Annotated in this window: 23 protein-coding genes, 1 pseudogene and 1 riboswitch; of the genes and pseudogenes, 12 read left to right on the top strand and 12 right to left on the bottom strand. The window is 70.3% G+C overall.

What is annotated here, in order from left to right; translation table 11 throughout:
* Positions 1 to 68 precede the first annotated feature (68 nt).
* Positions 69 to 542, top strand: coding sequence for a MarR family winged helix-turn-helix transcriptional regulator (locus IEY73_RS20560; RefSeq protein ID WP_229716002.1), 474 nt, complete (start codon positions 69 to 71; stop codon positions 540 to 542).
* The gene (locus IEY73_RS20555; protein WP_229716001.1) at positions 539 to 2299 is read left to right on the top strand and encodes an MDR family MFS transporter; all 1761 of its coding nucleotides are present in this window, start codon (positions 539 to 541) and stop codon (positions 2297 to 2299) included. Before IEY73_RS20560 ends, IEY73_RS20555 begins: the two co-directional genes overlap by 4 nt.
* A gap of 405 nt (positions 2300 to 2704) precedes the next feature.
* Here IEY73_RS20555 and IEY73_RS20550 read toward each other — a convergent pair.
* Positions 2705 to 3232, bottom strand: a pseudogene (locus IEY73_RS20550) (DUF1360 domain-containing protein); the annotation flags it as partial.
* 109 nt (positions 3233 to 3341) lie between these two features.
* On the opposite strand from IEY73_RS20550, the gene IEY73_RS20545 reads away from it, so the two are divergent.
* The 3 genes from IEY73_RS20545 to IEY73_RS20535 all read left to right on the top strand — a co-directional run bounded on the left by IEY73_RS20545 (position 3342) and on the right by IEY73_RS20535 (position 5403).
* A complete protein-coding gene (locus tag IEY73_RS20545; protein ID WP_189080892.1) occupies positions 3342 to 3773 on the top strand; it encodes a hypothetical protein in 432 nt (143 codons plus the stop codon).
* An 11-nt stretch (positions 3774 to 3784) separates the two neighbouring features.
* Positions 3785 to 4099 carry a DUF3817 domain-containing protein gene (locus IEY73_RS20540; protein ID WP_189080891.1) on the top strand — a complete coding sequence of 105 codons (315 nt, stop codon included), beginning with the start codon at positions 3785 to 3787 and terminating at the stop codon, positions 4097 to 4099.
* 208 nt (positions 4100 to 4307) lie between these two features.
* Positions 4308 to 4436, top strand: a riboswitch (cyclic di-AMP (ydaO/yuaA leader).
* Between the two features lie 40 nt (positions 4437 to 4476).
* The gene (locus IEY73_RS20535; RefSeq protein WP_189080954.1) at positions 4477 to 5403 is read left to right on the top strand and encodes an NlpC/P60 family protein; all 927 of its coding nucleotides are present in this window, start codon (positions 4477 to 4479) and stop codon (positions 5401 to 5403) included.
* A 108-nt stretch (positions 5404 to 5511) separates the two neighbouring features.
* Here IEY73_RS20535 and IEY73_RS20530 read toward each other — a convergent pair whose 3' ends face one another.
* A complete protein-coding gene (locus IEY73_RS20530) occupies positions 5512 to 6513 on the bottom strand; it encodes a sigma-70 family RNA polymerase sigma factor (protein ID WP_189080890.1) in 1002 nt (333 codons plus the stop codon).
* Positions 6514 to 7281: 768 nt separating this feature from the next.
* Between IEY73_RS20530 and IEY73_RS20525 the strand changes: the two genes are divergently transcribed.
* From IEY73_RS20525 to IEY73_RS20515, 3 genes are all read left to right on the top strand, one after another.
* Positions 7282 to 7425 carry a GPGG-motif small membrane protein gene (locus IEY73_RS20525; protein WP_189080889.1) on the top strand — a complete coding sequence of 48 codons (144 nt, stop codon included), beginning with the start codon at positions 7282 to 7284 and terminating at the stop codon, positions 7423 to 7425.
* Between the two features lie 197 nt (positions 7426 to 7622).
* On the top strand, positions 7623 to 8531 hold the full coding sequence (locus tag IEY73_RS20520; RefSeq protein ID WP_189080888.1) for an MHYT domain-containing protein: 909 nt from the start codon (positions 7623 to 7625) through the stop codon (positions 8529 to 8531).
* Positions 8532 to 8602: 71 nt separating this feature from the next.
* Complete coding sequence (locus IEY73_RS20515) at positions 8603 to 10246, top strand: glycoside hydrolase family 13 protein (RefSeq protein WP_189080887.1); 1644 nt, start codon at positions 8603 to 8605, stop codon at positions 10244 to 10246.
* Here IEY73_RS20515 and IEY73_RS20510 read toward each other — a convergent pair.
* From IEY73_RS20510 to xylA, 3 genes are read right to left on the bottom strand one after another with little or no spacing between them, the layout of a single operon-like run.
* Positions 10154 to 11638: an MFS transporter gene (locus IEY73_RS20510; RefSeq protein WP_189080886.1), complete on the bottom strand. Its 1485-nt coding sequence runs from the start codon at positions 11636 to 11638 to the stop codon at positions 10154 to 10156. The genes IEY73_RS20515 and IEY73_RS20510 overlap by 93 nt on opposite strands.
* A 10-nt stretch (positions 11639 to 11648) precedes the next feature.
* Positions 11649 to 13064: a xylulokinase gene (gene xylB, locus IEY73_RS20505; RefSeq protein WP_189080885.1), complete on the bottom strand. Its 1416-nt coding sequence runs from the start codon at positions 13062 to 13064 to the stop codon at positions 11649 to 11651.
* 23 nt (positions 13065 to 13087) lie between these two features.
* A complete protein-coding gene (xylA, locus tag IEY73_RS20500) occupies positions 13088 to 14275 on the bottom strand; it encodes a xylose isomerase (protein WP_189080884.1) in 1188 nt (395 codons plus the stop codon).
* A 74-nt stretch (positions 14276 to 14349) separates the two neighbouring features.
* On the opposite strand from xylA, the gene IEY73_RS20495 reads away from it, so the two are divergent.
* Positions 14350 to 15516: an ROK family protein gene (locus IEY73_RS20495; RefSeq protein WP_189080883.1), complete on the top strand. Its 1167-nt coding sequence runs from the start codon at positions 14350 to 14352 to the stop codon at positions 15514 to 15516.
* On the opposite strand, the gene IEY73_RS20490 is transcribed toward IEY73_RS20495, so the two are convergent.
* On the bottom strand, positions 15499 to 15975 hold the full coding sequence (locus tag IEY73_RS20490; RefSeq protein ID WP_189080882.1) for a MarR family winged helix-turn-helix transcriptional regulator: 477 nt from the start codon (positions 15973 to 15975) through the stop codon (positions 15499 to 15501). The two genes, IEY73_RS20495 and IEY73_RS20490, sit on opposite strands and share 18 nt — an antisense overlap.
* Positions 15976 to 16038: 63 nt before the next feature.
* Between IEY73_RS20490 and IEY73_RS20485 the strand changes: the two genes are divergently transcribed.
* Positions 16039 to 17181: a PP2C family protein-serine/threonine phosphatase gene (locus tag IEY73_RS20485; RefSeq protein WP_189080881.1), complete on the top strand. Its 1143-nt coding sequence runs from the start codon at positions 16039 to 16041 to the stop codon at positions 17179 to 17181.
* Between the two features lie 32 nt (positions 17182 to 17213).
* Here IEY73_RS20485 and IEY73_RS20480 read toward each other — a convergent pair whose 3' ends face one another.
* The 6 genes from IEY73_RS20480 to IEY73_RS20455 form a co-directional block, all read right to left on the bottom strand.
* The gene (locus tag IEY73_RS20480; RefSeq protein ID WP_189080953.1) at positions 17214 to 18929 is read right to left on the bottom strand and encodes a substrate-binding domain-containing protein; all 1716 of its coding nucleotides are present in this window, start codon (positions 18927 to 18929) and stop codon (positions 17214 to 17216) included.
* Between the two features lie 166 nt (positions 18930 to 19095).
* Positions 19096 to 20154 (bottom strand): lactonase family protein, encoded by a 1059-nt coding sequence (locus IEY73_RS20475; protein WP_189080880.1) that lies wholly within the window; start codon positions 20152 to 20154, stop codon positions 19096 to 19098.
* A gap of 18 nt (positions 20155 to 20172) precedes the next feature.
* Positions 20173 to 20751: a GTP-binding protein gene (locus IEY73_RS20470; RefSeq protein ID WP_189080879.1), complete on the bottom strand. Its 579-nt coding sequence runs from the start codon at positions 20749 to 20751 to the stop codon at positions 20173 to 20175.
* Complete coding sequence (locus IEY73_RS20465) at positions 20732 to 21145, bottom strand: DUF742 domain-containing protein (RefSeq protein WP_229716000.1); 414 nt, start codon at positions 21143 to 21145, stop codon at positions 20732 to 20734. Before IEY73_RS20465 ends, IEY73_RS20470 begins: the two co-directional genes overlap by 20 nt.
* Positions 21135 to 21554, bottom strand: a complete 420-nt coding sequence (locus IEY73_RS20460) for a roadblock/LC7 domain-containing protein (protein ID WP_189080878.1) — start codon at positions 21552 to 21554, stop codon at positions 21135 to 21137. Before IEY73_RS20460 ends, IEY73_RS20465 begins: the two co-directional genes overlap by 11 nt.
* 9 nt (positions 21555 to 21563) lie before the next feature.
* Positions 21564 to 24311, bottom strand: coding sequence for a sensor histidine kinase (locus tag IEY73_RS20455; RefSeq protein ID WP_189080877.1), 2748 nt, complete (start codon positions 24309 to 24311; stop codon positions 21564 to 21566).
* 350 nt (positions 24312 to 24661) lie between these two features.
* Here IEY73_RS20455 and IEY73_RS20450 point away from each other — a divergent pair, with 350 nt between their 5' ends.
* Positions 24662 to 25297 (top strand): hypothetical protein, encoded by a 636-nt coding sequence (locus IEY73_RS20450; RefSeq protein WP_189080876.1) that lies wholly within the window; start codon positions 24662 to 24664, stop codon positions 25295 to 25297.
* 11 nt (positions 25298 to 25308) lie between these two features.
* Positions 25309 to 26244 (top strand): hypothetical protein, encoded by a 936-nt coding sequence (locus tag IEY73_RS20445; protein WP_189080875.1) that lies wholly within the window; start codon positions 25309 to 25311, stop codon positions 26242 to 26244.
* Positions 26245 to 26368: the final 124 nt, after the last annotated feature.

The raw sequence follows: 26368 nt of genomic DNA, 5'->3' as shown, positions 1-26368 counted from the left end.
CTGCAAACATCTCGGCCCGCACAATGCGGCCGACAGCCACCGCCCGACAGTCGGAAACAGCCATGAGTGTGCACGAAGACGACAGCATCGGCCGTCTTGCCAGCGAGATCATGAGATTCACCCGCATCGGCGCCCGCGCGAAGGGAATGCTGACCACCGGGGACCTCGGCGCTGAGTTCTCCGCCCTGATGTTGCTGTTCCCCTTGCGGCATATGGGGCCCATGCGGGTCACCGAGCTTGCGGAGGTCAAGCAGGCCGATCCGTCCACGATCAGCCGGCAGGCCGCGCAGCTAGTCAAGGCGGGCCTGGCGCACCGGCAGGCGGATCCGGTCGATGGGCGGGCCTCACGGCTGGCGGTCACCGAGGCGGGGATGGCGGCATGCCACGAGATGCACGAGGCGCGTCGCGCCCTGCTCGTCCAGGTGCTGAGCACATGGCCCACGGAGCGGGTCGAGACCTTCACCAGCTTGCTCGAAGAATTCAACAGCTCCGTCGAGGCGCTCCTGCGCACCGGACGGGCAACACCCCAGGAGAAAGCGTGAGCAGCAACCCCACGACCACCGCGCCGGCCGGCGGGCCAGCCGCCGCCCGGCCGTCGGCCGACTTCACACATCGACAAATCATCACGATCCTCGTCGGCCTGATGATGGGCATGTTCCTCGCCGCGCTGGATCAGACCATCATGGCGACCGCGACGCGGACCATCGCCGACGACCTGAACGGATTCGACCTGCAGGCATGGGCCACCACGGCCTTCCTGATCACGTCGACGATCTCCACCCCGCTCTACGGCAAGTTGTCCGACATCTACGGCCGGCGCGGCTTCTTCCTGTTCGCGATCGCCATCTTCGTGGTCGGCTCGATGCTGTGCGGGCTGGCACAGAACATGTACGAGTTGGCCGCCTTCCGCGCCATCCAGGGTGTGGGCGCCGGTGGTCTGATGTCTCTGGCGCTGGCCATCATCGGCGACATCGTTCCACCCCGCCAGCGCGCCAAATATCAGGGCTTCTTCCTGGCCGTGTTCGGCACTGCCAGCGTCGTCGGCCCAATCCTGGGCGGATTCTTCGCCGGCGCCGACACCATCCTCTGGGTGGACGGCTGGCGCTGGGTCTTCTACCTCAACGTGCCGATCGGCATCGCGGCCATGGTGGTCGTCGCGCGGGTGCTGCACCTGCCGCACAGCCGCACCGAGCACCGCATCGACTGGCCGGGCGCGGTCGCGCTGATCGTCGGCCTGGTGCCGCTGCTGACCGTGGCGGAACAGGGCCGGGACTGGGGCTGGGGCTCCGGCCGGGCGCTGCTGTGCTACGGCATCGGCCTGATCGGGCTCGTTGCGTTCGTGTTCGCCGAGCGGGCGTACGGGGATGAGGCGTTGCTGCCGCTGCGGCTGTTCCGCAACCGCACGGTCGCGGTGGGCTCCGGGGCCAGCACCATCCTCGGTATGGCCATGTTCGGCGGCCTGATGACCGTCCCGCTGTATCTGCAGATCGTCAAGGGAAGCTCGCCGACCGTCGCCGGGCTGCAGATGATCCCGTTCGTGGTCGGCATCATGGCCGGATCGATCACCGCCGGCCAGCTCATCGCCAAGACCGGCCGGTACCGGATCTTCCCGATCATCGGCAGCACCTTCATGGCGGTGGCGCTCGGGCTCTTCGCCACCATCGGCGCCGACACACCACTGTGGAAGACCATGCTGATCATGGTGCTCATGGGCCTGGGTCTCGGCGGCAACATGCAACCGATGATCACCGCGGTGCAGAACGCTGTCTCCCCCCGGGAGATCGGCGTGGCCACCGGCACGGTGACCTTCTTCCGCACCATGGGCGGCACGCTCGGCACCGCCGTGTTCCTGTCGGTTCTGTTCAACGTGCTACCGAGCAAGATCCAGTCGTCGTTCTCGGCGGCGCGGCAGACCCCGGAGTTCCAGCAGTCCCTGGCCGCCGACCCGAAGCAGGCGCAGATCCTCCAGCAGGCCACCGGAGGCGGTTCGCTGGACGACACCTCGTTCCTGAGCCGGCTGTCGGATGTCGTGGCGCACCCGTTCAAGGAGGGCTTCTCCAACGGCGTGCATGTGGTCTTCCTGATGGCGCTCGGCATCATGATCGTGGGGCTGATCGTGGTGTTGTTCCTGCCGGAGATCCCGCTCGCCCAGCAGTCCGCCCAGGCGCAACGAGCCGAGGACGCGCGGGCCGCCGAGGAGGCCGCCGAAGGCGCCCACGAGCGTTCCGGCGAAGTGGAGGCGGGCACCGACACCCGCACGGTCTCCGCCGGACAGGGCAGTCACAACGCGGAGGCATGACGTCGTCGGGAGTTCCCGGGCGGGGCACCACGCGGCGCGGTTGCGCGCGGTGCCCGCCCGGTGACGTCCAGGCGCTCGGTTCTGCGGACGCAAAGCGCCGCCCCCGGCGGAGAGCCGGGAGCGGCGCGGTGGCGTCGGTGTGCATGTCGCCTCGCGGCGAGTGGCGCAACACGGCTCCAGCCGAACGGTATTCCGTGAGGGCAATTATGGTGAGGCCCGGGGACACTGGACACACCGACATCCGCTGACAACGATCGACCGGTTGGCGCGATTCCCGCAGCGGTTGTGACGCAGGCCACTGCGGCCCGCCACTCAGCCGGGGAAGACGGTCCGCCCGTTGAGCGGCTGCGTGTCCACGGACGTGTCGTCGGCATCGTGCCCGGCGGACTCGGACTCGTCGTCCGCGGACGGGCTTCCCTCCGCGGCCTCCTTGGCGGCCGAGTAGGCCATCTGCAGGAAGTCCGAGACCGCGGTCGCGGTGAGCGCGGTGGACGCCAGCCGGGTCAGCCGGGGCGCCAGCACGAGACCGCCGGTGAGGCCGGTAGCGACCCAGACGGCCAGGCAGAACGGGCACGTTATCAGTTCGCCGATGCCGTGCCGGAGCGTGCTGCCCCGGTCGCGCACCTCCTCGTTCACCTCCGCGGCGCCGCCCGCCTCCGCGTACCGGGTGAAGGGCGCGCGCAGCGGGCTGGTCACCGAGTCCTTCGCCAGCAGGCGGCTCAACTTGTGCGTAGCCATCGAGATCAGCACGACGTCGGAGGTCGAAGGACGCTCCGGCACCGGCCGACCGGTGACCTTCGCTGCGGCGGCCAGGCTGCCGGCGAGCGTCCCGAACGCGCCGATCGCCACCAGGTAGCCGTCCAGCGGACGATGTTCGTGCGGCGCGTACGCCCGGCGCAAACGTTCGAGCCGAGTCCGGGGGGAAAGTTTCATCGACGCCTCCTCCAACGGTGCGGGCTCCATGGTTCAGGGTATGCGGACCGCCTCCCGGTGCGTTGCCCGCGGCCGCATCGGCCAAACCCGCACGGCTAGGCTTGCCACCATGAGAGGGCTGTGGACCCCGGCGTGGATCGCTCGCCACGTGGTCGCGCTCGTTCTCGTGCTGAGCTTCCTCGGCCTGGGGTGGTGGCAGTGGAGCCGAGCGGCCGGAGGTAACGCGCTCAGCTGGGGATATGCCGTCGAGTGGCCGGTGTTCGCGGCCTTCGTGGTGTTCCTGTGGCTCCGCGAGGTCCGCAGCGCCCGGCCGGCGGATCAGGCGTCCGACACGACGGAGCAGCCCGGCGACCGACGGGAGGCCACCGAGCTCGTCGGATCGCCCACGCGGAACGGCTATGGTCGGCCGGTCCGTGCGCCGGCGGGTAGCACGCCACCGACGGATCACGACGATCCGGAACTCGCCGCCTATAACGACTACCTGTCCTGGCTGGCCGCGCACCCGGCGGCGCGGCCGGGCGACTATCCGGGCAAGAGATAAGGACGTAAAACGTGCACGGAGCTCTCACCCGCTACCGGATCATCGCCTGGGTCGTCGGCGTTGTCCTGTTGGTGTTGGTACTGGTCGGCATGCCGCTGAAATATGCCGGAGGCAACGACACGGTCGTCGCCGCGGTCGGCCCGATCCACGGCTTCCTCTTCATGGTGTACCTGGTGGCGACGTTCGACCTCAGCCGACGCGCGAAATGGCCGTTCGGCAGGATGCTGCTGGTCATGCTCGCCGGCACCATCCCGTTCTTCTCGTTCTGGGCAGAACGGAAAGTGTCCCATGCCTGGGCGACGCCCGAGCCGGCGGCCATGAAGTAAATCGCGCGTACGCCATTCTGGTCACTTTCTGAAATCACGCGACTGCACTCCGTGATACCCTTTCCTTACGTTTTCCTTATTGGCACAAGTCACTCCACCCGCCTCTTGCGGAAATTCTCCGCCCCGATAAGTTGATGCGGTTGGTCCGGTCCGCAGCCACAGCTTGGACGTGGCGCCGGGCCATCGCCGCCGAATCCCCGCGACGGGCACGGCCACCGCGCCCGTCCCGGCGAACCGGGGAACCACCGCGCAGCAATGGGGTGAATCCGCGCCAGCGGTAGGGCCATCTTCCGCCCGAATCCGTCAGCTAACCCGGTAGGCGGCCGACGGAAGAGAGGCACGCACCGTTGGCACACGCCCGTACGACACTCCGGGCCCTGGTGGTCACCGCCTTGGCGGTCGCGATCTCCGGAGGCACCGCGACGGCCGCGCACGCCGAGCCGTCGTCGAGCGACATCACCAAGAAGATCGATAAGGCGTCGGACAATCTTGAGGACATCACCGAGTCCTACAACAAGCTGAAGATCAGCCTGAAAAAGACGATCTCCGACGAAAAGGAATTGGCGGCTTCTTTGGAGCCGGCCAAGAAGGCCCTGCAGGCGGCCAGCGCCGATGTCCAGACGATGGCGCAGACCGCTTACATGACGGGCCAGGTCGGCACGATGAACATGATCCTCGACGGCCCCGGCAACCTGGTCGACAAGATGAGCGTGCTGGACCAGATGTCCCGCAAGCGGCAGCGTCAAATCGCGCAATACACCGCCACCACGGAGACCTTCACCGAACGGCAGAAGGCGCTGCAGACGACGCAGAAGAAGCAGGCCGCCGAGGTCGAGGAACTCGCAGCCCGCAAGGACAAGATCGAGTCCGACCTCAAGAACCTGTACGCGATGCGCAAGGCGGCCTATGGCCGGGAGCGGGAAAAGACAACCTCGTACTCCGGCCCGGTCCCGTCGGTGTCCGGCAGCGCGGGCGCGGCCGTGCGCTACGCGTACGGAGCGATCGGCAAGCCGTACGTCTATGGCGCCTCCGGTCCGGGCAGTTACGACTGCTCCGGCCTGACCGCGGCGGCCTGGGCGGCGGCCGGGAAGTCCCTGCCGCACAACGCCGCCGCGCAGTGGAGTGCGGTGTCGCATGTCAGCAAGTCCGCCTTGGCACCCGGAGACCTGGTCTTCTATCGCGGGCTCGGGCACGTCGGCATCTACGTCGGCGGCGGACAGGTCATCGACGCGCCGCACGCCGGCACAACCGTCAAGAAGCGCTCGATGTACATCATGACGCCATACGGCTACGGCCGCCCGTAGTCTCCCCCCATCAGCGACGACTAAGGGCCGGCCCCCTGGAGAGGGGGCCGGCCCTTAGTCGTCGCGCGTGTCGGCTCGGCGGCGGTGGCGAGCCGACGGAGGGATCGATCAGGCGGCCTGCAGGCCCTCCGCGCGAGCCAGCTCACGCAGTCGGCCCAGCGCCTGGATCTCCAGTTGCCGGATCCGCTCGCGGGACAGCGAGAACCGCGAAGCCACCTCGGTCAGCGAGTGCTCGCGGCCGTCTTCCAGGCCGTAGCGGGCCCGCATGATGCCCGCGGACCGGTCGTCCAGGTGGTTGAGAAGGCCCTCGATGCGCTGGCGCTCAAGTCCGGTGAGGACGACGTCCTCGGGAGAGGGCGCGTCGCTGTCGGCCACCAGGTCGCCGAGGTTCGTGTCGCCGTCGTCGCCCACGGGGGTGTCCAGAGACACCGTGTCCTGCGCCCAGCGCGTGAGCTCGTTGACCCGTTCCACGGTCACGCCGAGCGCCTTGGCGATCTGCTCGGGCTCGGGGTCGGCACCCAGCTCGCGGACGAGCTGGCGGGTGACGTTACGCATCCGGTTGACGTCCTCGACGAGGTGCACGGGCAGGCGCACGGTGCGCTCCTGCTGCGCGATCGCCCGGCTGATCGCCTGGCGGATCCACCACGTCGCGTACGTGCTGAACTTGTATCCACGCTCGTAGTCGAACTTCTCCACGGCGCGGACGAGGCCCGTGTTGCCCTCCTGGATCAAGTCCAGCATCGGCATGCCGGATCGCACGTACCGTCGGGCGATCGACACCACCAGCCGCAGGTTGGCGCGGATGAACAGGTCCTTCGCCCGCTCGCCCTCGACGACCAGCCTTTCCAGTTCCTCCCGGCTCACGCCACGGCGAACGTCGCCGCTGTCGAGCAGGTGCTCGGCGTAGAGGCCGGCCTCGATAGCCTTGGAGAGGTCAACCTCCCGGGCGGCATCCAACAGCGGCGTCCGGGAGATCTCGTGCAGGTAGACTCCGACGAGGTCCCGCTCCTCGGCGACCTCATCGGTCCGCATCATGGTGTTCTTCTCCACGTTGCCCACGGTCCCCTCATTGCCTTCACTCACTGTGTTACGGGCGTTGCCTGCGTCCATCGGCCCCTCCCGTAACGTCCGCAGTTCGTGCATCGCGAAACTGCCACATTCACAACAGATGACAGTCCGCAGTGATTCCGCTTGTGTATGGTCGAAAGTGTCACGGGTGGCTGAGCATCGGCTGAGAGCCGACTGCGTAGTTTCTGCGGGAGACCCTCGTCAGCCATCCCGTTGGCGCATCCGTCGACGCACGCGCCAACGAACGCATACCCTCTGCACGCCTCATGACACCATCAGCCCCTCATCCGTCTCTGCGACGGGCGTCACGGCTACCCGTGCGATGCTCATCACCACCCAGTACGGCCGGGTAGCCGTTGGGGTTCACCGGGAGCATCGACCGGTTGCCGCCCGGCATGAATCAAACTCCGCGACGGCCACGGCGAATTCCGCATAGCCAGTCACGATGGAACAACCTGCCCACCAGTTCAGTCGCCCGAACCGGTGATGTGCGCAGGCGGCTGACGTCGATGTCCATTAATCGAGGTGGCGTCGCCACTCCCGCCCCGCCGAGTGACGAAAGCCACACCACGCATGGGTGCCGCATTCGCCACGCCATTCCCCAACCGATCTCGTCATGAGGCATTCGCCGCGGCTGCCGGGGAGGCTTGGCGGCTGCCACGTCTCCGACGGAGTGACGCCGGACACAGTGCCGTGACCCGCATCGCTCAAAGCCCGGCTGACGGGTGACCGCGACGGCCTACACATCGGACAGTCACCCTTGGGATGCGGGAGGTTTTCCGCTCCGGGCGATCGGGTACCCGGCTGCTCATGGACCTAGTGCTCTGGATTCTCGCAGTAATCCTCGTGGTCGCCGGCATCCTCGCGCTGTTCCGGCGGCAGATCCTCTGGGGCGTCGTGCTGATCATCGTCGGTCTCCTGGTAGGCCCCGGCGGCGTCAGCATCTTCACCTGACCGACCCTCCCTCCTCCGGTACGAACCCCACACCGGGGTCGCCGTATCGTCATCTCCGTCGAGGTGGCCTTACGGTGGCCCCGGTTTCTCATGGGTGGACGCCTTTCGTGCAAGGCACACAAATCGTGCGATGACGCCCCGAGGCCCTCTGGCTCAATGACCCGCGAAACGTCCCCGACATTCGCGAGGTAACCATCGTGGCGGAGGTCCATCACTTCACGTACGGAGCCTTCAACCCGGTCGCCGCGACCCTGGTGGCGTTCGTCGGTGCGTACCTCGGCACACTGAGCGCCGCCCGCGCCCGCCAGGCACGCACGCGGGGCCGTCGCACCCGGTGGTTCGTCATCGCCGCCTTCGCGATCGGCGGCGGGATCTGGCTGATGCACTTCGCCGCGCTGCTGGGCTTCGACCTGCCCGGAAGCCCGGTGCGCTACGGGATCGGCATGACCGCACTCGGCCTGGCGCTGACGGTACTCAGCGTCGGCGCCGGCCTGATGCTGCACGGACACGGGCGGCGCGGATCCGGACGCCTCGTGATGGCGGGGGCGATCACCGGGCTGGGGCTGCTGGCCGCGCACTACGCGGGCATGCACGCCGTGCACGTGGCCGGGGTGCTGCATTACCGCACCGTGCTGGTCGCCGTGTCCGGGCTGGGCACCGTCGTCGCCGCCGTGCTCGCCCTCGCATGGGTGACCACCGCCCGCGGCTGGTGGCGCGGCATCGCCGCGGGCGCCGCGACGGCCGTCGTGATGTGTGGCGCGCACTACGGCAACATGGCCGCGATCCAGGTGGAACTCGCCCCGCCCGGGCCGAACGGGGTGGACGGCCTTCGCCCGCTCCTGATGATCGTGCCGGTGATCCTGGTCACCACGGTGATCACGATCGGCGTCGCCTTCAGCGCCCTGCAAGCGATGACCGAGGAGGTGTTCACCGACGGGGCCGGGGTCTCCCGCCGAGGCGCCCACGCGGGCACCTCATGGTCGTTGCGCCAGACGACCATCGCGATGACGCTTCACCAACGCGAACCGGGCCCCCGGCCGTCGCCGCTGCCGGTCCCGCCCCGACCAGCGAGCGGGCACCCGGAGCGGGACTCCACCGCCGTCTGACCGGCGCACGGGTCACCCACCGGCCACGTGATGTCTCAGGTCGCCGCGTCCGTGGCCGATAGCCTGGGAACATGCAGCCAACCACGGACCGATGGTGGCGTGACGCCGTCATCTACCAGGTATATCCACGATCCTTCGCGGACGGTGACGGCGACGGCATGGGCGACCTGCCGGGCATCACCGCCCGCCTGGGCCACCTGCGCGATCTGGGCGTGGACGCGGTGTGGCTGAGCCCGTTCTATCCCTCGCCTCAGCACGACGCCGGCTACGACGTGGCGGACTACCGCTCGGTGGACGCGCGGTTCGGCAACCTCGGCGACGCCGACAAGATGATCGCCGAGGCGCACGGCCAGGGGCTGAAGGTCCTGGTCGATCTGGTGCCCAACCACACGTCCAGCGACCACCCCTGGTTCGGCGAGGCGCTCGCCGCCTCCCCGGGCAGCGACGCCCGCGAACGCTACGTCTTCCGCGACGGCCGCGGCCCCGGTGGCGACGAGCCGCCCAACGGGTGGCGCAGCGTCTTCGGCGGCCCGGCCTGGGAACGGGTCGTGGAGGCGGACGGCACGCCCGGCCAGTGGTATCTGCATCTGTTCGACGCCACCCAGCCGGATCTCAACTGGGGCAATCCCGAGGTACGCGCGGAGTTCCTGTCGGTGCTGCGGTTCTGGCTCGACCGGGGCGTGGACGGCTTCCGCGTGGACGTCGCGCACGGCCTGGTCAAGGAGGAGAACCTCAGCGACTGGGAGGCGCCCCCGGTGATCCTCGGCGGAGTTCCGCCGGACGGCCCGCCGGCGCCGATGTGGGATCAGGAAGGTGTGCACGAGATCTACCGTCAGTGGCGGGCGCTGCTGGACACCTATCCCGGTGAGCGCATCCTGGTCGCCGAGGCATGGGTGCAGCCGGCCGAGCGGCTGGCGCGCTATGTGCGCCCGGACGAGATGCACCAGGCGTTCAACTTTCTCTACCTGCAGGCGCCCTGGTCCGGCGACCGGCAGCGCGCGGTGATCGAGACCTCGCTGGCCGCCAACCAGGCCGTCGGGGCCACCACCACCTGGGTGCTGTCCAACCACGACGTGGTGCGGCATGCGACCCGCCTCGGTTATCCGGTCGGGCAGGACCGGCTGCACGGCATCGGCGCCGACGATCCGCAGCCGGACATCGCCCTGGGGCTGCGCCGGGCCCGCGCGGCGACCCTGCTGATGCTGGCGCTCCCCGGGTCGGCATATCTGTACCAGGGCGAGGAACTGGGCCTTCCGGAGCACACCACGCTGCCCGACGAGCATCGGCAGGATCCTGCCTGGTCCCGTTCCGAGCAGACGGAACGGGGACGCGACGGCTGCCGGGTGCCGATCCCCTGGGAGGCCGACGCCCCGTCGTACGGCTTCGGACCGGGCGACCGCAGTTGGCTTCCCCAGCCCGCGAGCTGGGCGGAGTACGCCCTGGACCGGCAGCGGGACGTGCCCGGGTCGACCTACGAGATGTACCGCAGCGCGCTACGGCTGCGGCGCACACACGGTCTCGGCCGCGCCGCGCTCACCTGGGTGCAGAGCACCCCCGAGCGACTGACGTTCCGCATCGGGCCGCTGCTGGTCATGACGAACTTCGGCGACGAGCCGGCCACGCTACCGGTCGGCGCCCGAGTCCTGCTGAGCAGCGAGCCCCTGGACGCCGACGGCCGGATCCCGGCCGACGTGACGGTGTGGGTCCTGAGCTGACCGACGCCGCGCACCGGACGCCCCCGCCGCCATCAGCGCGGCGTGGGTGTCCGCCATGTCCCTGCCGACGGTGCGGCTGGCCAGCCAGAACATGATCCCGGTGGGGACGAAGAAGAGCTGGAAGGCGGCCAGCCCGACGGCGTAGTTCACCGGCGGTGGAAACGCCGCAGAGAGCCGACTGAACGCCACGCCGACCAGCGCGTTGCCGCCCGCGCGGCCGAACCCGTTGACCAGGTTGCCGAGGCTGTAGACGGTGCCGCGGTGCTCCGGCGGGTTGACGTCCGCGATCATGGCGAACCAGTTCGGCGAGTTGGCCGACGTGAGCATCAGCGCGAAGACCGCGGTGGCCAGGCAGGCACCGACGGTCGGCTCGGTGAACACATCGGTGAGCACCGCGCGGATCACCGCCGCCGACCCGGCTCCGTCCGGCACCCGGATGCGCATCGGAACGAAGAACAGCACCACATAGAACGGCACGGCGGCCAGCACGCCGATGGCCGCCACCAGGGCGCGGCCGCGGGGCGTACGGCGTTGCAGGCGATCGCCGACCATGCCGCCGACGATGGACAGCGCGCCGCCCAACTGGAACAGGGTGGCGAAGGCGCTGCCCACCAGCACCGCGGTGCCACTCGAATAGCCCTGGTCGGCCGCCCTGGCCCGGAACAGCACCGGCAACCAGACCAGCGAACCGAACGCCACCTGCGCGGACAGCCCCTGCAGAATCAGCCAGATGTTGGTACGCCGGCGCAGGATCACCGGCAGGTGATCGTGGTGGATCCGCTCGTCGTACTCGATGCCTGCCAATTCCGGCTGGCTGTCCCCGCGCGGCACGTTGTAGGTGAACAGGTACGCCAACGCGGCCACCACACCGGCGGCGGCCACCACCAGGAACGGACGACGCCAGTCCTGGTGGCCGAGCACGCCACCGGTCATGGTGCCGGCGATGGTGCCGACGCCCTGCGACAGCCCCCAGAAGCTCATCGCCAGCCCGCGGCGCTTCGGCGAGATCAGGTCGCTGACCACCGAGAAGCTCACCGACGCGACCGCGCCCAGGCCGAAGGCGGCGAACACCTGGGACAGCAGGAAACTGGTGTATCCGCCGCTCAGGCCGGACCATGCGGTGCCGGCAACCCAGATCACGGTGCCGATGATCAGCACCGGTTTGCGGTCGGTGCGGTCTCCCGCGTACGCGAAACCGATCGCCGCCACCGCGCTGATCAGGAACATCACGGTGGTGGCGAGCGCGATGTGTGCCTCGGAAACGCCGAACGCCGTCCCGATGCTGCCGTACAGCGGCGGCACCAGGCCGATCGCCACGTTGTCCAGCGCTGCCAGCACCACGAAGACGACCACGCTGTAGACGCGGTGCGCCGCGCTGCCCCGCAGAGTCACGGGGAAGAGGTTAACCCTCCGGCCGGTCGATCACCGCGTCCCGCGCGGCCGCGTACTGTTCCCGGATCAACGGGACGCCCGCGTCCTCGTAGACCTCCGGGCTCTCCGCGGTCCAGGTCGGTGCCGCGTCGCCGCCCAGGCTCACCCACGCCGCCTGGCGCGCGGCGCCGTCCGCGACGTATTCCCCGGGCGGCGGAACCAGCACCGGCAGGCCGAACAGGGCGGGCGCGATGCGGCGCACCGCCTCGCTGCGCGCCCCGCCGCCGATGAGCACCACACGGTTGGCGGTGGCACCGTGCCGGACCAGGGCGTCCAACCCGTCCGCCAGCGCGCACAGCATCCCCTCGACCGCGGCGCGGGCCATGTGCGCGGGGTCCGAGGTGCGCAGCGTCAGCCCGTGGATCGCGCCGGTCGCCCGGGGCCGGTTCGGCGTGCGCTCCCCCTCCAGGTACGGGATCAGCACCAGCCCGCCGGCACCCGCCGGCGCGGACAACGCCAGCTTCGCCAACTGCTCGTGGTCGACGCCGAGCAACCGCACCGCGGCGTCCAGCACCCGCGCCGCGTTCAGCGTGACGACGATCGGCAGGAACCGGCCCGTGGTGTCGGCGAAACCGGCCACCGTGCCGCTCGGATCGTCGGGCGCCACGTCGCTGGCCACGAACACCGTGCCGGACGTGCCGATGGAGATCACCACATCGCCGGGCAGCGCACCCGCACCGAGCGCGGCGGCGGCGTTGTCGCCGGCGCCGGGACCCAACGGAGCGCCGTTGGGCAGGTGCCCGGCGACGCCCGTCGGGCTCAGCACCTCGGGTGTGGCGATGGGCCGCCCGAACCCGAGCTCCAGCAGATCCGGCCGGTATTGACCGGTCTTCGGCGACCAGTAGAGGGTGCCGCTGGCGTCGCTGCGGTCGGTGCGCAGCGTGTCCAGGCCACGCGCGCCGGACAGCTTCCACGTCAGCCAGTCGTGCGGAAGGCAGACGGCGGCCACCCGGGCGGCGTTCTCCGGCTCGGTGCGGGCCAGCCACCGCAACTTGGTCAGTGTGAAGCTGGCCACCGGCACGATCCCGACGGCATCCACCCAGGCCCGGCGGCCCGCTTCGCCGCCGCCGAGATCCTCGATCAGGTCGGCGGCGGCGCCGGCGCTGCGGGTGTCGTTCCACAGCAGCGCCGGGCGCACGACCTCACCGTTCTCGTCCAGCACCACCATGCCGTGCTGCTGTCCGGCCACCGAGACGGCGGCCACGTCGTCCAAACCGCCGGCCTGGTCGATCGCCGTCTGCAGCGCGGCCCACCAGGCGTCCGGATGCACCTCGGTACCGTCCGGGTGACTCGCCCTGCCCTGCCGCACGAGCCGCCCGGTCTCGGCGTCCCGGATGACGACCTTGCAGGATTGCGTGGACGAGTCGATGCCGGCGACCAGAGTCATGCGCTCCATCTTTCTCTCGTCGGTCAGTTGGCCCGCAACACGTGATCGATCGCGAGCTGGTGCAGCTTGACGAAGCCGTAGCCCGGCTCGCCGGCCGCGTCGGCGTCGAAGTCCTCGAACGCGCTGCGGTCCTGGAGAAGATCAGCATAGGTCTCGCCGGGGTTCAGCGTGGGCTGCGCGAGCTCGGTGACCTTGCTCGCGGCGAGCGCCTCCTGCACCGCCGGGTCGGCGCGGAACTCCCGCGCCCGCTCCTTGAGCAGAAGGTACATCCGCATGTTGGCCGCCGCCGACTCCCAGACGCCGTTGACGTCCTCGGTGCGGGAGGGTTTGTAGTCGAAGTGGCGGGGCCCGTCGTAGCCCGGCCCGCCGCCCCAGCCGCCGTGCTCCAGCAGGTCCACCAGTGCGAACGCGTTGAGCAGGTCGCCGTGGCCGAAGACCAGGTCCTGGTCGAACTTCGGGCCGTGCTGGCCGTTCAGGTCGAGGTGGAAGAGCTTGCCGTGCCAGAGCGCCTGGGCGATACCGTGCGCGTAGTTGAGGTTCGACATCTGCTCGTGGCCGACCTCGGGGTTGATGCCGAACAGCTCGGGACGCTCAAGTTCCTGCACGAAGGCGATGGCGTGCCCGGCGGTGGGCAGCAGGATGTCGCCGCGCGGCTCGTTGGGCTTGGGCTCGATCGCGAAGCGCAGCCCGTACCCCCGGTCCTCGGAGTACTGGGCGATCAGGTTCAGGCCCTCCCGGTAACGGTCGAGCGCGGCCTGCACGTCCTTGGCCACGTCGTACTCGGAACCTTCCCGGCCGCCCCACAGCACGAAGGTCTTGGCGCCCATCTCCGCGGCGAGGTCGACGTTGCGCAGCACCTTGCGCAACGCGTACCGGCGAACCGAGCGGTCATTGCTGGTGAACGCCCCGTCCTTGAAGACCGGATGGGTGAACGTGTTGGTGGTGATCATCGGGACGATGAGCCCGGTCTCGCCCAGGGCCTTGCGGAACGCCGCGATGATGCCGTCGCGGGTCTGCGCGTCGGAGCCGAACGGGATCAGGTCGTCGTCGTGGAAGGTGATGCCGTACGCCCCCAGCTCGGCGAGCTTGTGCACCGCCTCCACCGGGTCCAGGACGCCCCGTGTGGGGTCGCCGAATGCGTCTCGTGCCTGCCAGCCGATGGTCCACAGGCCGAAGGAGAACTTGTCATCGCGGGTGGGCTGAACCGCCACGGTTACCTCCACGCAACAGATCGGATTTGTTTATTGCCTGAATTATTTGGCTGAGATGTGGCATTGTCAAGCCTGTGACTCCCCGCCTGCCCGCCTTCACCGATGCCCCCGTGCGCCAGTCGAGCGTCCGCGCCCATAATCTCGCGCTGGCGCTGACGACCGTGGTGAACAGCGCAAACCCGATTTCCCGGGCGGCCCTGGCGTCCGCCACCGGGCTCACCAGGGCCACCGTGTCGGCGCTGGTCGACGAGCTGATCGCGGGCGACTTGCTGACCGAGGTGGAGCCGCCGCCGCGGACCGGCGCGGGACGGCCCGCGGCCGGGCTGGCGCCGGCCCCGGACGGGCCGGTGGGTTTGGGCCTGGAGATCAACGTCGACTACCTGGCCGCCTGCGTGGTGGACCTGACCGGGGCGGTACGACACCGGCTCGTCTCGCACGCGGACCAGCGACCGGTGGACGCGGCGCAAGCGCTGAGCGGGCTCGCCGCCCTGGCGGGCCGGGCCCGCGAGCTCGCCGAGGCGGACGGCCTTCGCGCGGCCGGTGCCGCATTGGCCGTACCGGGACTGGTCGGTGCGGACGGACGGGTCCGGGTGGCGCCCAATCTGGGCTGGCAGGACGTCGACGCTCGGGCCTTGCTGCAAGCCGAGCTGGACCTGCCGGTCGCGGTCGACAACGAGGCGAACCTGGCCGCGCTCAGCGAACTCCGCGCCGCGGGCGGCCGGCCCAGCTTCGTCTATGTCTCCGGAGAGATCGGCATCGGCGCCGGGCTGGTCCTGGACGGCACACTCTATCGCGGGGTGCGCGGCTGGAGCGGCGAAATCGGGCACGTCTCGATCGATCCGGACGGCCCGGCATGCCGCTGCGGAGCCCACGGCTGCCTGGAACTGTTCGCCGGGCAGGAGGCGATCCAGTCGGCCGCCGCGCGATCCTCGACGGCGCGGGCGCTGACCGCCGCCGGCCGGGCGCTGGGCATCGCCCTGGCCGCGGTGGTCAACCTGCTGGACGTGGACACCATCGTGTTGGGCGGTGGGTACGCGCCGCTGGTCCCCGACCTGGCCGGCCCGATCGAGGCCGAACTGCGGCGCCGGGTGCTGACCTTCGACCTCGCCCCGGTCGAGTTGCGCGCGGCGGCCCTGGGTGCAGACGCGGCAATGCGCGGCGCGGCCGACGCGGTCATCCGCTCGGTCCAGCAGGACCCGGCCGCTTGGCTCGCCAACCGCCTGTCAGGCCGTGCGAGCTGACTCCCCGCTGTCCGTGCGGGAGACCGCAGCGAACTCGGACAGGCCACGCAGGAGGGCGGCCCGGCCACCGGGCGACATCCGCTCCAGCACCGCCGCGAGCATCGAACGCCGCGTGGTGCGCAGCTTTTCCAGCAGCGCCCGGGACGACGGGGTGAGGAACAACGCGATCTCGCGCCGGTCCGCCTGGCCGGGTGCCCGCTCCACCAGACCAGCGGCGACCAACCGATCACACAACCGGGACGCGGATGACAAAATCATGTTGAGTTGGCCGGCCAGTCCACGCAGGTTGATGCCCTCCGCCCGCTCCACCGCCAGCAGGGCACCGAGCTGCGGCGCGGACAGGCGCGGCGTCGCCTGCTCGCGGGCGGCATCCCAGGCGGACAGCAGCGCACGCGCCGCGTCGTCGACGGCCGCGGCCTGGGTCGGATCGGTTTGCCCCGATCCCTGGTGTTCGGCCATGGTGCGACCGAGACTACCCGTACGGCACACTCAGCCGCAGGGGGCGAATGAGGGGGTGTACGGGTGTCCGAGCGGTTGACCGCAGTAGTGCGTGCGCTGACCGACGCGCCCGCCGACGCGATAGTCGACTCTCTGGCCGAGGTGCTGGCCAAGGAGTTCGCCGTTGCGGAGGTTGAGCTGTACCTCGTCGACTACCGCCTGACGGCGCTGTTGCCGCTGTTCACCGGCCCGGCCGCGGTCCGGCCCGGCGATCCGGCATGGCGCAGCTTCGACCACCAGTCCGAGGTGACCGCCGGGCAGGCCGTCTTCCTTCCGGTGACCTCGCGCGGCGAGCGCATCGGCGTGCTGCGATGCGCGCCCGTGCCCGGCGACGAGCGGCTGCGGGCCGAACTCGCGGTGGCGGCGACCGTGCTGGCGCACGAGCTGCAATCGGCCACCGTGGGCACCGACCGCTACACCAGCGCGGCCCGCGCCCGCCGGCTGACCCTTGCCGCGGAGATGCAGTGGGAACTGCTGCCCGGCCGCAGCCGCGTGCGCCCGTCGTTCAGCCTGGCCGGCCAGTTGGAACCGTCGTACGCGGTGCGCGGCGACGGCTTCGACTGGGCGGAACAGGACGGCCGCCTGTTCCTGAGCGTGCTCGGCGGCATGGGTGAGGGCATGTCCGCCGCGCTGCTCACCTCGCTTGCCACGTACGCGCTGCGCAACGCCCGCCGGGCCGGCCTGGACCTGGCCGACCAGGCGGCGCTGGCGGATCAGGCGATCTTCGCCCAGCACACCGGCGCGGCACACGTCGCGGCGCTGCTGCTCGAACTCGACACCCGCACCGGCGAGCTGATGGTGGTCGACGCGGGCTCACCGAATCTCATGACACTGCACGACGGCACGCTGCGGGACCGCCATCCGGAGGAGCAGTTCCCGCTCGGCATGTTCGAGGCGTCCGACTACCGCGCCGAACGGATGTCGCTGCGGCCCGGCGAGCGCTTGATCATCGTCAGTGACGGCATCGTCGAGGCCGCCACCGAGGCCGGACGGTACGGCGAGGTGGCGCTGCACCGGTTCGTCCGGCGCTCGGCCGCCATGGCCCCGCTACAAGCCGTCCGGACGCTGCTCAGTGACCTGCGCACCTACCTCGGCGAGGCCGATCTGGAGGACGACGCGGTGGTGGTGTGCCTGGACTGGAACGGCCCCGACGGATCCGAGTCCTGATCATCCCAGCCGGGCGGGGATCGGGCACACCGTCACTGGCTGGCGCCGGTCCGGCTCGCGATCGCTTCCAGGAAGATCTCGCCGATCCGCGCCGGGTCCTCGGCGATGAAGACGCCACCGTCGCTGGTGGCGCCGGTGATCGCCTCAAGCTCGGAACGGTCGACCTCACCGCCGATCCCGATGATCACCATGCGTACCGGACGGTTGGGGTCGTTGAGCTTCTTCAACTCGTCGACCAGGGTGGCCCGGCTGATGCCGTCCTCGTTTTCGTTCTTGCCGTCGGTGAACAGCAGCACCGAGTTCACCCGGCCGGGCTCCCAGTCGTCCTGCACCCGCTTGTACGCCGCGAGGGCGGTGTCGTAGAGACCGGTGTCGCCGTCACGCTTCGGCACGATCTTGGTGATCGCCTCCTGCAGTTTCCCCCGTGCCGAGGTGAGCGGGCTGATCGGCACCAGTTCCTTCCAGGGTTGTTTGCCCACCATGTCGGTGGAGAAGACCCAGTTGCCGACCGACCACTTGTCGTCGAACAAGGCCAGCCCCTGCGCGGCGGCCTTGCGCGTCACCTCGGCACGCGTGGCGCCGCCGGCCGTGGGCACCTTCGTCAGCATCGAACCGGAGACGTCGAACACGGCCAGGACCCGTCCGGGCAGCGTGATCGCGGCCCAGCTACCCAGCGCCTGGCTGATCGCGGAGGCGTCCAGGCCCGACGCGGCGGCACCGCCGTTCGATTCGCCCGCCGACGCGGACGGCGCCGGGGCGGGAGCGGAGGCGGGTGGCGCGCCGACCGGCGCGGCGAACCCGGATCCGGCCGTGCCGTCCGGTCCGCGCAGTCCCGCCTCGGCCAGGCTGTCCTTGAAGGCCGCCGTCTGCAACACGCGGTGCAGCCCGGCCGCGGCGGCGGAGGTCTGCAGGTCGACCTCGGGCATCACCGCGAAGGGGTAGTCCAGCGGCGGCGGCACCGGGTCAAGGTAGAGCGCGGCCAGTTGCACGGGCGGCCGCTCCGCGTTGTACGCCACCACGTCCTCCTCGGACAGCGGGGCGGCGCTCAATCCGGTAGCGAGATCGGCCGCCTCGCGCGAGCGCGGGAACTTCTGCAGCAGATCGTCGCGCAGCGCCGAACTCCCGACCGCCAGCGCGCGCAGCGCGTTCACCTTCTCGGCCAAGCCGGCCTGGTCGACGCCGGCGGCGCTGCCGAGGGAGAGAAGCCCGGCCAGGCCCGCCGCGTCCCGGGTCGGATCGACGATGCCGGTGCGCAGCGCGCTGTCCGTCTTCATCTTCTCCAGCAGGAGCTTCCAGCCGAGCTTCTTGTCCGGCCAGCCGAGGGTCTCCGCCACCGGCTCCGGCATGGCGACCACGACCGGGCTCTGCGCTATCGACTTGCCGTCGGTGGGCACGAAGCCGGACGCCTCCGACCGCAGGCGCAGCAGCCAGGTCGAGGAGTCCGGAACCCACACGTCCGGCACCACCACGGACTTGGGCGCGTCACCCAGACCGGTCAGCGTGACCTGGTGCTCCCGGGCGACCGCGGCGGCCATGGTGGCCGGGTTGACGGCGCTGACGCTGACCGCCACGCACGTTCCGTTGACGTTGGCATCATCCTGGGTGACCCACCGCTGGGCAGCCTGCTCCACCACCGGCGCGATCTCCGTGGCGGCGGCGACCGTCAGGCGCGTCTGGCCCGTGCACTTGTCGTTGGTGAGCTGCTGGTAGCCGAGCCAGGACCCGGCGAGGACGACCACGATCGCCATCGCCACCGCGATGACGCCGGCTCCCCGGAAGTTGAACTCTCTGCGATGGCGTCCTGACACGCGCTCCATACTGCGCATCGTTGGAACCGAATGCCATATACGTTCGGTTGAAAGTTACTCGGATAAGAATTTCCTAAAGTATCCGCTACTTCGAGTAATCCTGCGATTACTTCGCGTTTGCGATCCTCCGCCACGGGAGCAAACACGTGGGACTCGACTCGGTCACCGGATCACCCTGCACCTGCGGCGCGCCGGTATCGGGGTCGATCCGGAACACTGTCACGGTGTGTGACCGCTCATTGGCTACGTACAGGTGATTGCCGAGCAAGACCATGTGCCGCGGCCAGGAGCCTCCGGTGGGCACCTCCGCGACCATCGTCGCGGTCTCGGCATCCCAGGCGAACGTCGACACTGTGTCCGGCCCGCGGTTGGCGACATAGACGAAGCGGCCGTCGCGCCCGGCAGCGACCTCCGACGGCAGGTTCCGCCCGGCGACGGTGCTCGCAGGGACGTCACCTCGCCGCTCCCAGACGCCGCCGCCCGCAGCGCGGTACCACGCCAGATCCCCCGCCAGCTCGCCGACCAGCAGAAGCGCCCCGTCCGGAGACCGCAACAGGTGACGCGGGCCGGTCCCCGGTGCGGCGTGCACCGCCGGTTCCGGCGGCGACAGCCGACCGGAGACCGCATCGAGGCGCGACCGCCACACGCGATCCGAGCCGAGGTCGCACACCAGCACGTCCGGACCGTTCGGATCCGGCGCCACCATGTGCGCATGCGGGCCGGACTGCCGCTCCGCGTCCGGGCCGTTACCCGCCAGGTCGAGCAGGTCGCAGTGCTCGTCCGGCGCGCCGTCGACGTCCAGCGGATGCACCGCGACGCTGCCGCTGGAGTAGTTCGCCACCATGAGATGGCGGCCGTCCGGCGTGACCGCCAGGTGACAGGGCTCGCGACCGCCGGTCGGTCGGGTGGCGAGCTGAGTCAGCCCGCCGTCCGAGGCGACCGCGAACGCGGTCACCGTGCCCGCCTCCAGCTCGTTGCACGCATACAGCACCGGCAGCGTCGGATGCTGGGCGAGGAAGGACGGCGACGGGGTCCGAGCGGCGACACCCAGACGGGTCAGATCGCCGGTACGCGGATCGCGGCGCAGCAGCGCCACGCCCTCACCGTCGCCCCCGGTTTCACCCGTGTAGCAACCGACGTAGAGGAATTCAGCAGGCTCGGCCACGTCCCGATCCAACCAGACTCACCGTCCTGCCGTCGTCAGTTGCCGCCGGGCCACGTACTCGACGAGTTCGATGAGCACGTTGCGAGCGGCCACCGGCTCGCGGGCGTCGAACAGCACCACCGGCACTCCGGGGTCCAGGTCGAGCGCGCGCGCCACCGCGTCGGTGGTGAACCGCTTGTCGGTGTCGAAGCAGTTCACCGCGACCACGAACGGTGTGCCGCGCTGCTCGAAATAGTCGATGGATGGGAAGCAGTCGGCCAGACGGCGCGTGTCCGCCAGCACCACCGCGCCCAGCGCCCCGTGCGACAGCTCGTCCCAGAGGTACCAGAAACGGTCCTGGCCGGGAGTGCCGAACAGATAGAGCTGCAGGTCGTCGGTGATGGTGATGCGACCGAAGTCCATCGTCACCGTGGTCGTGCGCTTCTCCTCGACACCGTCGGTGTCGTCCGCGCCGTCGACGCCGGTCAGCACCTCCTCGGTTTGCAGCGGCCGGATCTCGCTGACCGAGCCCACCATGGTGGTCTTGCCCGCGCCGAACCCGCCGGCAATGAGAATCTTCAGCGCGACCGGAATCCGGTCAGAGCGCTCGGAGGCCATCGACAACCGCCTTGAGAACGTCGACATCATGCGGCTGTGTCGCCGCCGGTGGCTCGTACAGCGAAATCAACCCCGCAGAGCGTAGATCACCCAATAAAACACGCACGACCCCGGCCGAGAGGTCGAGCTTCGCAGCCAGTTCCACCACCGAAATCGGCTCCCAACTGGCGGCGACGATGGCGTGGTGCTCGGGATGCATGTGCGGTCCCGAGCCCGCGTCGGGCATGGTCGAGACCACGAACGCCACCAGGTCGATCCCGGTCCCGGAGGGAACGACCCGGCCGCCCGTCATCGCGTACGGGCGAACCACCGGCCCGGCGTCGTGATCCATCCAGTCGTGCGGTGTCCGCAGTGGATCGCCCGACCCGGAGCGTTGCAGCGGATCAGCCGGCATCGGTTGGCGTCACCCCGTGCCGGCCCGGCGCATCCATCGTCTCGCCCACACGCACCACCAGCATGGCCATCTCGTACGCGATCAGGCCGAGATCGGCGTCCTCGCCCGCCAGCACGGCGAGGCAGGCGCCCTGGCCGGCGGCGGTGACCATGAAGAACGCCGTCTCCATCTCCACCACGGTCTGCCGCACCGGCCCGGCACGGAAGTGCCGGCTCGCGCCCTTGGCCAGGCTCTGGAATCCCGCGGCCATCGCCGAGAGATGCTCCGCGTCGTCCCGGTCCAGCCCGGACGACGAGCCCATCATCAGCCCGTCCGCCGACAGGACCACCGCCTGCTGCGCGGAGGGAACCCGCTCGACGAGATCGTCGAGGAGCCAGGTGAGGTTCGCGCTCTGCTTTGTCTCTGCCACCTTGCGTCCTTATCCGGCCTGATCATGTGGTGCGTGTGACGAGCCGTCGTGCCTGCCCGGCCCATCGGTTTTGTCCCCGCGCCCGGCGCCGCCGTGCCGGTCGGAGTCGTCGCCGCCCGTCTCCCCCGCGCCGTCGTCGCGCACCACGGGAAGACTGACGGTAGCTGCTTCGGAAAATCCGGCATCGGCGCCGGGTGCCTCTTCCGCGGTGGCCGCGGCCGGGGCGGTGTGATCCGGATCGATGCCGGCCGCCGCCAACCGCCCGCGCGCGGTGCCCTGTTGCAGCGCGGACATCAGCTCACGGACCTTCTCGGGGGACCGCAGCGACATGACGTCACGCTGATTGTCCGTCACCGGCCGCTCACGAAGTTGCGGGACGAGATTGGCCTGCCGGACCCGGCGTGGCAGCCCTTCCGGGGTGGCCGGCGGATCGGCGGGCGACTCCGGCGCGGCACCCTCCCGGGCGCCGTCCGCGGGCTCGGCGGCTGGCTGCGGCGTCTCCGCCGCCGCCTCGACGGGTGTTCCCCCGGGCCGGTGACGCGGAGTCCGCCGCCGCTGCACCAGCCCCTCCGCGCTCAGGCCGGCCGCGACGCTGCTCGGCGCCGGCCCGGTGACCGGCGTCCGGGGCCGGGGAATCGCCCGGCCCGGCGATGCCGGGCTGCCCGCCGGCGCGGCCGGCTCCGCCGGTGTGGCCGTGCCCTCGATGGTCGCCGGCCGGCCCTGCACCGGCAGCGACTGCAGCTTCTCCGCACCCTGCCACTGCAACGCGGCGAGCGAACGGCGTTGCGGATCATCGGTGCCGTTGCCGACCAGCGGCTGATCCGGACCGGTCGCCGACGGGCCGGCCGGCAGCGCCGCCAGTCCGGGCGCCGCGGTGATCAGCTCACCGGGGATCATCACGATCGCGGTGACGCCGCTGAACGCCGACGGCCGCAGCGACACCCGGACGCCGTGCCGGTGGGCCAGTTGCGCGACCACGAAGAGGCCGAGCCGGGCACTGTCCGACGGGTCGAACTCCGGCGGCTCCAGCAGCTTGCGGTTGGCCTCGTCGATGGCCTCCTGTGACATGCCCAGGCCACGGTCGTCGATCTCGATCGCGTACCCGTTCGGCAGCACCTGCCCGGCGACATCCACCCGGGTCTGCGGCGGGGAGAACGAGGTGGCGTTCTCCAGGAGCTCGGCCAGCAGGTGGATGACATCGCCCACCGCGCGACCCACGACCGCCGACGGCTGCACGCCTCGGATGTCGATCCGCTTGTAGTCCTCCACCTCGCTGATCGCGCCGCGGACCACGTCGATCAGGCCGACCGGGTGTCGCCAGCCCCGGCCGGGCGCGGCGCCGGCCAGGATCACCAGGTCCTCCGCGTGCCGACGCATGCGAGTGGCGAGATGGTCCACGCGGTAGAGGTCCTCAAGCTCGTCCGGCTCGGTCTCGCGGCGCTCCATCTTGTCCAGCAGGGCCAGTTGGCGGTGCAGCAGCGTCTGGCTGCGCCGGGCGATGTTGAGGAACACCTCGTTGATGCCGCGCCGGACGTTCGCCTCCTCGACCGCCGACCGCACCGCCGTGCGCTGAACCTCGGTGAAGGCGTGTCCGAGCTGGCCGATCTCGTCCCCGCCGTATTCCAACGGCGGCGTCTCGACGTCGACGTCGACGGTCTCCCCGCGCTGCAGGCGGCGCACCACCGTGGGCAGCCGCTCACCGGCCATCTCCAGCGCCTCGCCACGCAGCCGCACCAGCCGGCCGGCCAGCGACCGGCCCACCCGGATCGACACGACCACCGACACGACCACCGCGAGCAGACCGAGCAGGCCGGCCGCACCGAGCCGGATCAGCACGCCGACCGCGACCGGCTGGGCCTCATCGGCCAGCGCCGCGGCGGCGTTCACCTGGAACGTCCGCAGTTGCTCGGTGAAACGGTCGTAGACCGGTTGCCAGGTCGACTGGGACACCGGCGACGCGGCACCCGCCCGGCTGTCCGCGACCAGCGTCGCCTGCATCGCCCGCAGTCGGATGAACGCCTCACCGCCGCTCAGCTCCTGATAGGCGGTGCGCTGCTCGGCGGGCAGATCCCCGACACCCTCGGCGAGGAGGAAGCCCGCGGTGCCGACCGAGGAGAGCAACTCCCGGCGGACGTCCGCGGTGAACCGGCCCGCGGTCTCCGCCGCGGCCAGCATCGCGTCCGTACGGCTGAGGTACTCCTGGCCGCGCCCGACCACGATCAGCGCCCGCACGTCCCTGTCGATGCCCTCGTCACCGAACGTGGCGGTGGCGGTGAACATCTGGAACGCGGCGTCCATCAGCGTGTTGTAGAGCCCCTGGGCACCCGTCGGGTCGACCTCGTGGGCGTCGATGTGTGCCCGGTTGGCCGGCAGCGTGTTCAGCTCGGTGAGGACCTGCTCGATGCGTGACCGCAAGAGATCGCCGGACACGTCCCGGGCATCGCTGCTGCCCGCGGACCGTCGGAAATCGGCCGCCGCCCGGTCCGTCGCGTCGCGTTGCGCGGAGAGCGTGGGCGCCTCACCACCGTCCGGGGTGGACAGGAACTCCACCGACAGGCGGCGTTCCTTCTGCAGCTCACTGACCAGCACCCGGCCCGGGTTGCCGACGGTGTCCAGCACCGTCCGCGCGGACAGGAGGTTGAGCGCCGGGCCAGAGGCGAGCATGGTCGCGAAGATCCACAACGCCAGCAACGCGGCCAACGGCACCGCGATCAGTGCGATGATCTTCGAACGGATCGACCAGCTGCGAGATGTCATCAAGCTCCGCCCGACGTGTTCGGCAGGGACCGACACGCCGCGTCGCCCCAGTTTGTCCAAGTCACGCCCGACCTGGTGAACGAGGTCATCACGGGCGGCGTGCGCCCCAGCCGTGCCCCGGAACCTCGACCAGGGATTTCGAGGCGCGGCTTAGCGAAGGATACGTAATGAGTATCGGGTCCGGCCACCTGGCGAGCATGCCACAACGTGGCCTATTGACCACAATGTCCGGTGAGTCGGTTCATCGGTCCGATGGCCGACAACATGCATCGAGGCTCACCTCTTTCTCCAGATTCGGGTTGACAACCAGCGCCGATTGGGAATAGCAGGCGGTGACGAAGGAGGGTCCCATGTCCCCTTGGCTCATCATTCTCTTGATCATCGTCGTCCTGGTGGTCATCGCCGCCGTGATCTACGGCGTGCAGGCCGGGCGGCGGAAAAGGTTGCAGACCACGTTCGGGCCCGAGTACGACCGCGTGGTCGCGGACACCGGCAGCCGCACCGACGCGGAGAAGGAACTCCGCGACCGGGAACGACGCCACCACGAGCTCCAGCTCAAGCCGCTCTCCGCGGAGTCTCAGGCCAAGTACTCGGTGGCGTGGGAAGAAGTCCAGGTCGAGTTCGTCGACACCCCGGCGGAGGCGGTCGCCACCGCGGACGAGCTCACCACGAAACTGATCGCCGAGCGCGGCTACCCGACCGCGGACTACGACGATCAGTTGGCGAACCTCTCCGTCGAGCACGCCCGCACGCTCGGCCACTATCGCGACGCGCACGACATCAGCGAACGCAGCGCGCGGGGCGAGGCGAGCACCGAGGATCTGCGCCAGGCGCTGGTGCACTACCGTGCGCTCTTCGCCGACCTGCTGGGCACCGACCCGGTGCAGAACGCGCCCGCGCAGCACACCACCGACACCCCCGCGGCGGAGACGGCGCCGGCCGGGGACACCGACCCCAGCCCGACCACCACCGAGACCAGCCGCTGAGGAGCCCGACGATGCGTTTCTTCACCAACGAGAGCAAGGACAACACCGACGAGCAGGGCGGCGAGGTGCAGACGCGCGCCGAGCAGGAGAGCCCCGAGCAGGCACGCGACGACGCACCGGAGAGCGTGCAGTCGGAACCCGTCGCGGTACCCCCGCAGCGGGCCGGCTCGCCCTGGTCGGACGCGCCGGGAAGCACGCCGGACAACGACCGCGAGGACACCGTTGCCGTAGCGGACTCCGCCGAGCCGGACGGCACCCCGGCGGAGAGCACCGCGTACGCCGGGACGCCGCCCGACTCCGACCCGGCGACCACGGCGAGCAGCACCACGACGTACGGACCGGACGGCAAGCCGGCCGACGACACCCGCGGCGAGGACGCGGCGCTGAAGGACGAGGGCGGCTTCGACGATCCCACTGCGGTCGACCCGGACACCGAGAAGCCGCTGGACGCCGACGAGCCGACCACGCCGGACACCACCGGCACCGACGCGGACGCCGCTCCGGCCGTCGCGGCGGACACCGCTACCGCCACCGAGGAGGAGGCGCCCTCAGAAACCCCGTCCGCCGACACCACACCAGCCGAGACGGACACCCCGCCCGCCGAGCCGGCCGTGGTCGCCGCCGGAGCGGACGGCGCGGCGGAAGCCGCAGCGAGCAAGGACGCCAAGCCCGGCGCCGTGGCCGCCCCGGAACTCGGGACCTTGTTCGGCGAGCAGGACGCCCGCGCCCTGCAGGAACGCTGGCGCGAGGTGCAGTTGCGGTTCGTGGACAGCCCGAAGGAGGCCACCGACGAGGCCGGCGGCCTGGTCGACGAGGCGGTGGAGAAGCTCACCGCTAGCCTGCGCGGGCAGAAGGACGCGCTGGCGCAGGACTCGGACGACACCGAACGGCTGCGTGTGCAACTGCGTGGCTACCGGGAGATCCTCAACCGCCTGATCTCCCTCTGAGCCCACATCCACCCGGACCGCATCCACCCGGCCCGGTGCCGCCGTTCATGTGCCTGCGGCACCGGGCCACTGTTCATGTGCCTGCGGCACCGGGCCGCTGTTCATGTGCCTGCGGCACCGGGTC

It is taken from the genome of Mangrovihabitans endophyticus (genome assembly GCF_014646155.1).
Taxonomy (GTDB): domain Bacteria; phylum Actinomycetota; class Actinomycetes; order Mycobacteriales; family Micromonosporaceae; genus Actinoplanes; species Actinoplanes endophyticus.
Note: the sequence above shows the minus strand (reverse complement) of the source record. Positions and strands in the feature narration are given on the sequence as shown.

What these genes read in the sequence shown, in the direction of transcription:
- IEY73_RS20470 (WP_189080879.1), bottom strand. Translation starts at nt 20,751, where the DNA reads ATGGCCTCCGAGCGCTCTGACCGGATTCCGGTCGCGCTGAAGATTCTC.
- xylB (WP_189080885.1), bottom strand. Translation starts at nt 13,064, where the DNA reads ATGACTCTGGTCGCCGGCATCGACTCGTCCACGCAATCCTGCAAGGTC.
- IEY73_RS20525 (WP_189080889.1), top strand. Translation starts at nt 7,282, where the DNA reads ATGGACCTAGTGCTCTGGATTCTCGCAGTAATCCTCGTGGTCGCCGGC.
- IEY73_RS20530 (WP_189080890.1), bottom strand. Translation starts at nt 6,513, where the DNA reads ATGGACGCAGGCAACGCCCGTAACACAGTGAGTGAAGGCAATGAGGGG.
- IEY73_RS20545 (WP_189080892.1), top strand. Translation starts at nt 3,342, where the DNA reads ATGAGAGGGCTGTGGACCCCGGCGTGGATCGCTCGCCACGTGGTCGCG.
- IEY73_RS20445 (WP_189080875.1), top strand. Translation starts at nt 25,309, where the DNA reads ATGCGTTTCTTCACCAACGAGAGCAAGGACAACACCGACGAGCAGGGC.
- IEY73_RS20515 (WP_189080887.1), top strand. Translation starts at nt 8,603, where the DNA reads ATGCAGCCAACCACGGACCGATGGTGGCGTGACGCCGTCATCTACCAG.
- IEY73_RS20455 (WP_189080877.1), bottom strand. Translation starts at nt 24,311, where the DNA reads ATGACATCTCGCAGCTGGTCGATCCGTTCGAAGATCATCGCACTGATC.
- IEY73_RS20480 (WP_189080953.1), bottom strand. Translation starts at nt 18,929, where the DNA reads ATGGCGATCGTGGTCGTCCTCGCCGGGTCCTGGCTCGGCTACCAGCAG.
- IEY73_RS20490 (WP_189080882.1), bottom strand. Translation starts at nt 15,975, where the DNA reads ATGGCCGAACACCAGGGATCGGGGCAAACCGATCCGACCCAGGCCGCG.
- IEY73_RS20465 (WP_229716000.1), bottom strand. Translation starts at nt 21,145, where the DNA reads ATGCCGGCTGATCCGCTGCAACGCTCCGGGTCGGGCGATCCACTGCGG.
- IEY73_RS20450 (WP_189080876.1), top strand. Translation starts at nt 24,662, where the DNA reads ATGTCCCCTTGGCTCATCATTCTCTTGATCATCGTCGTCCTGGTGGTC.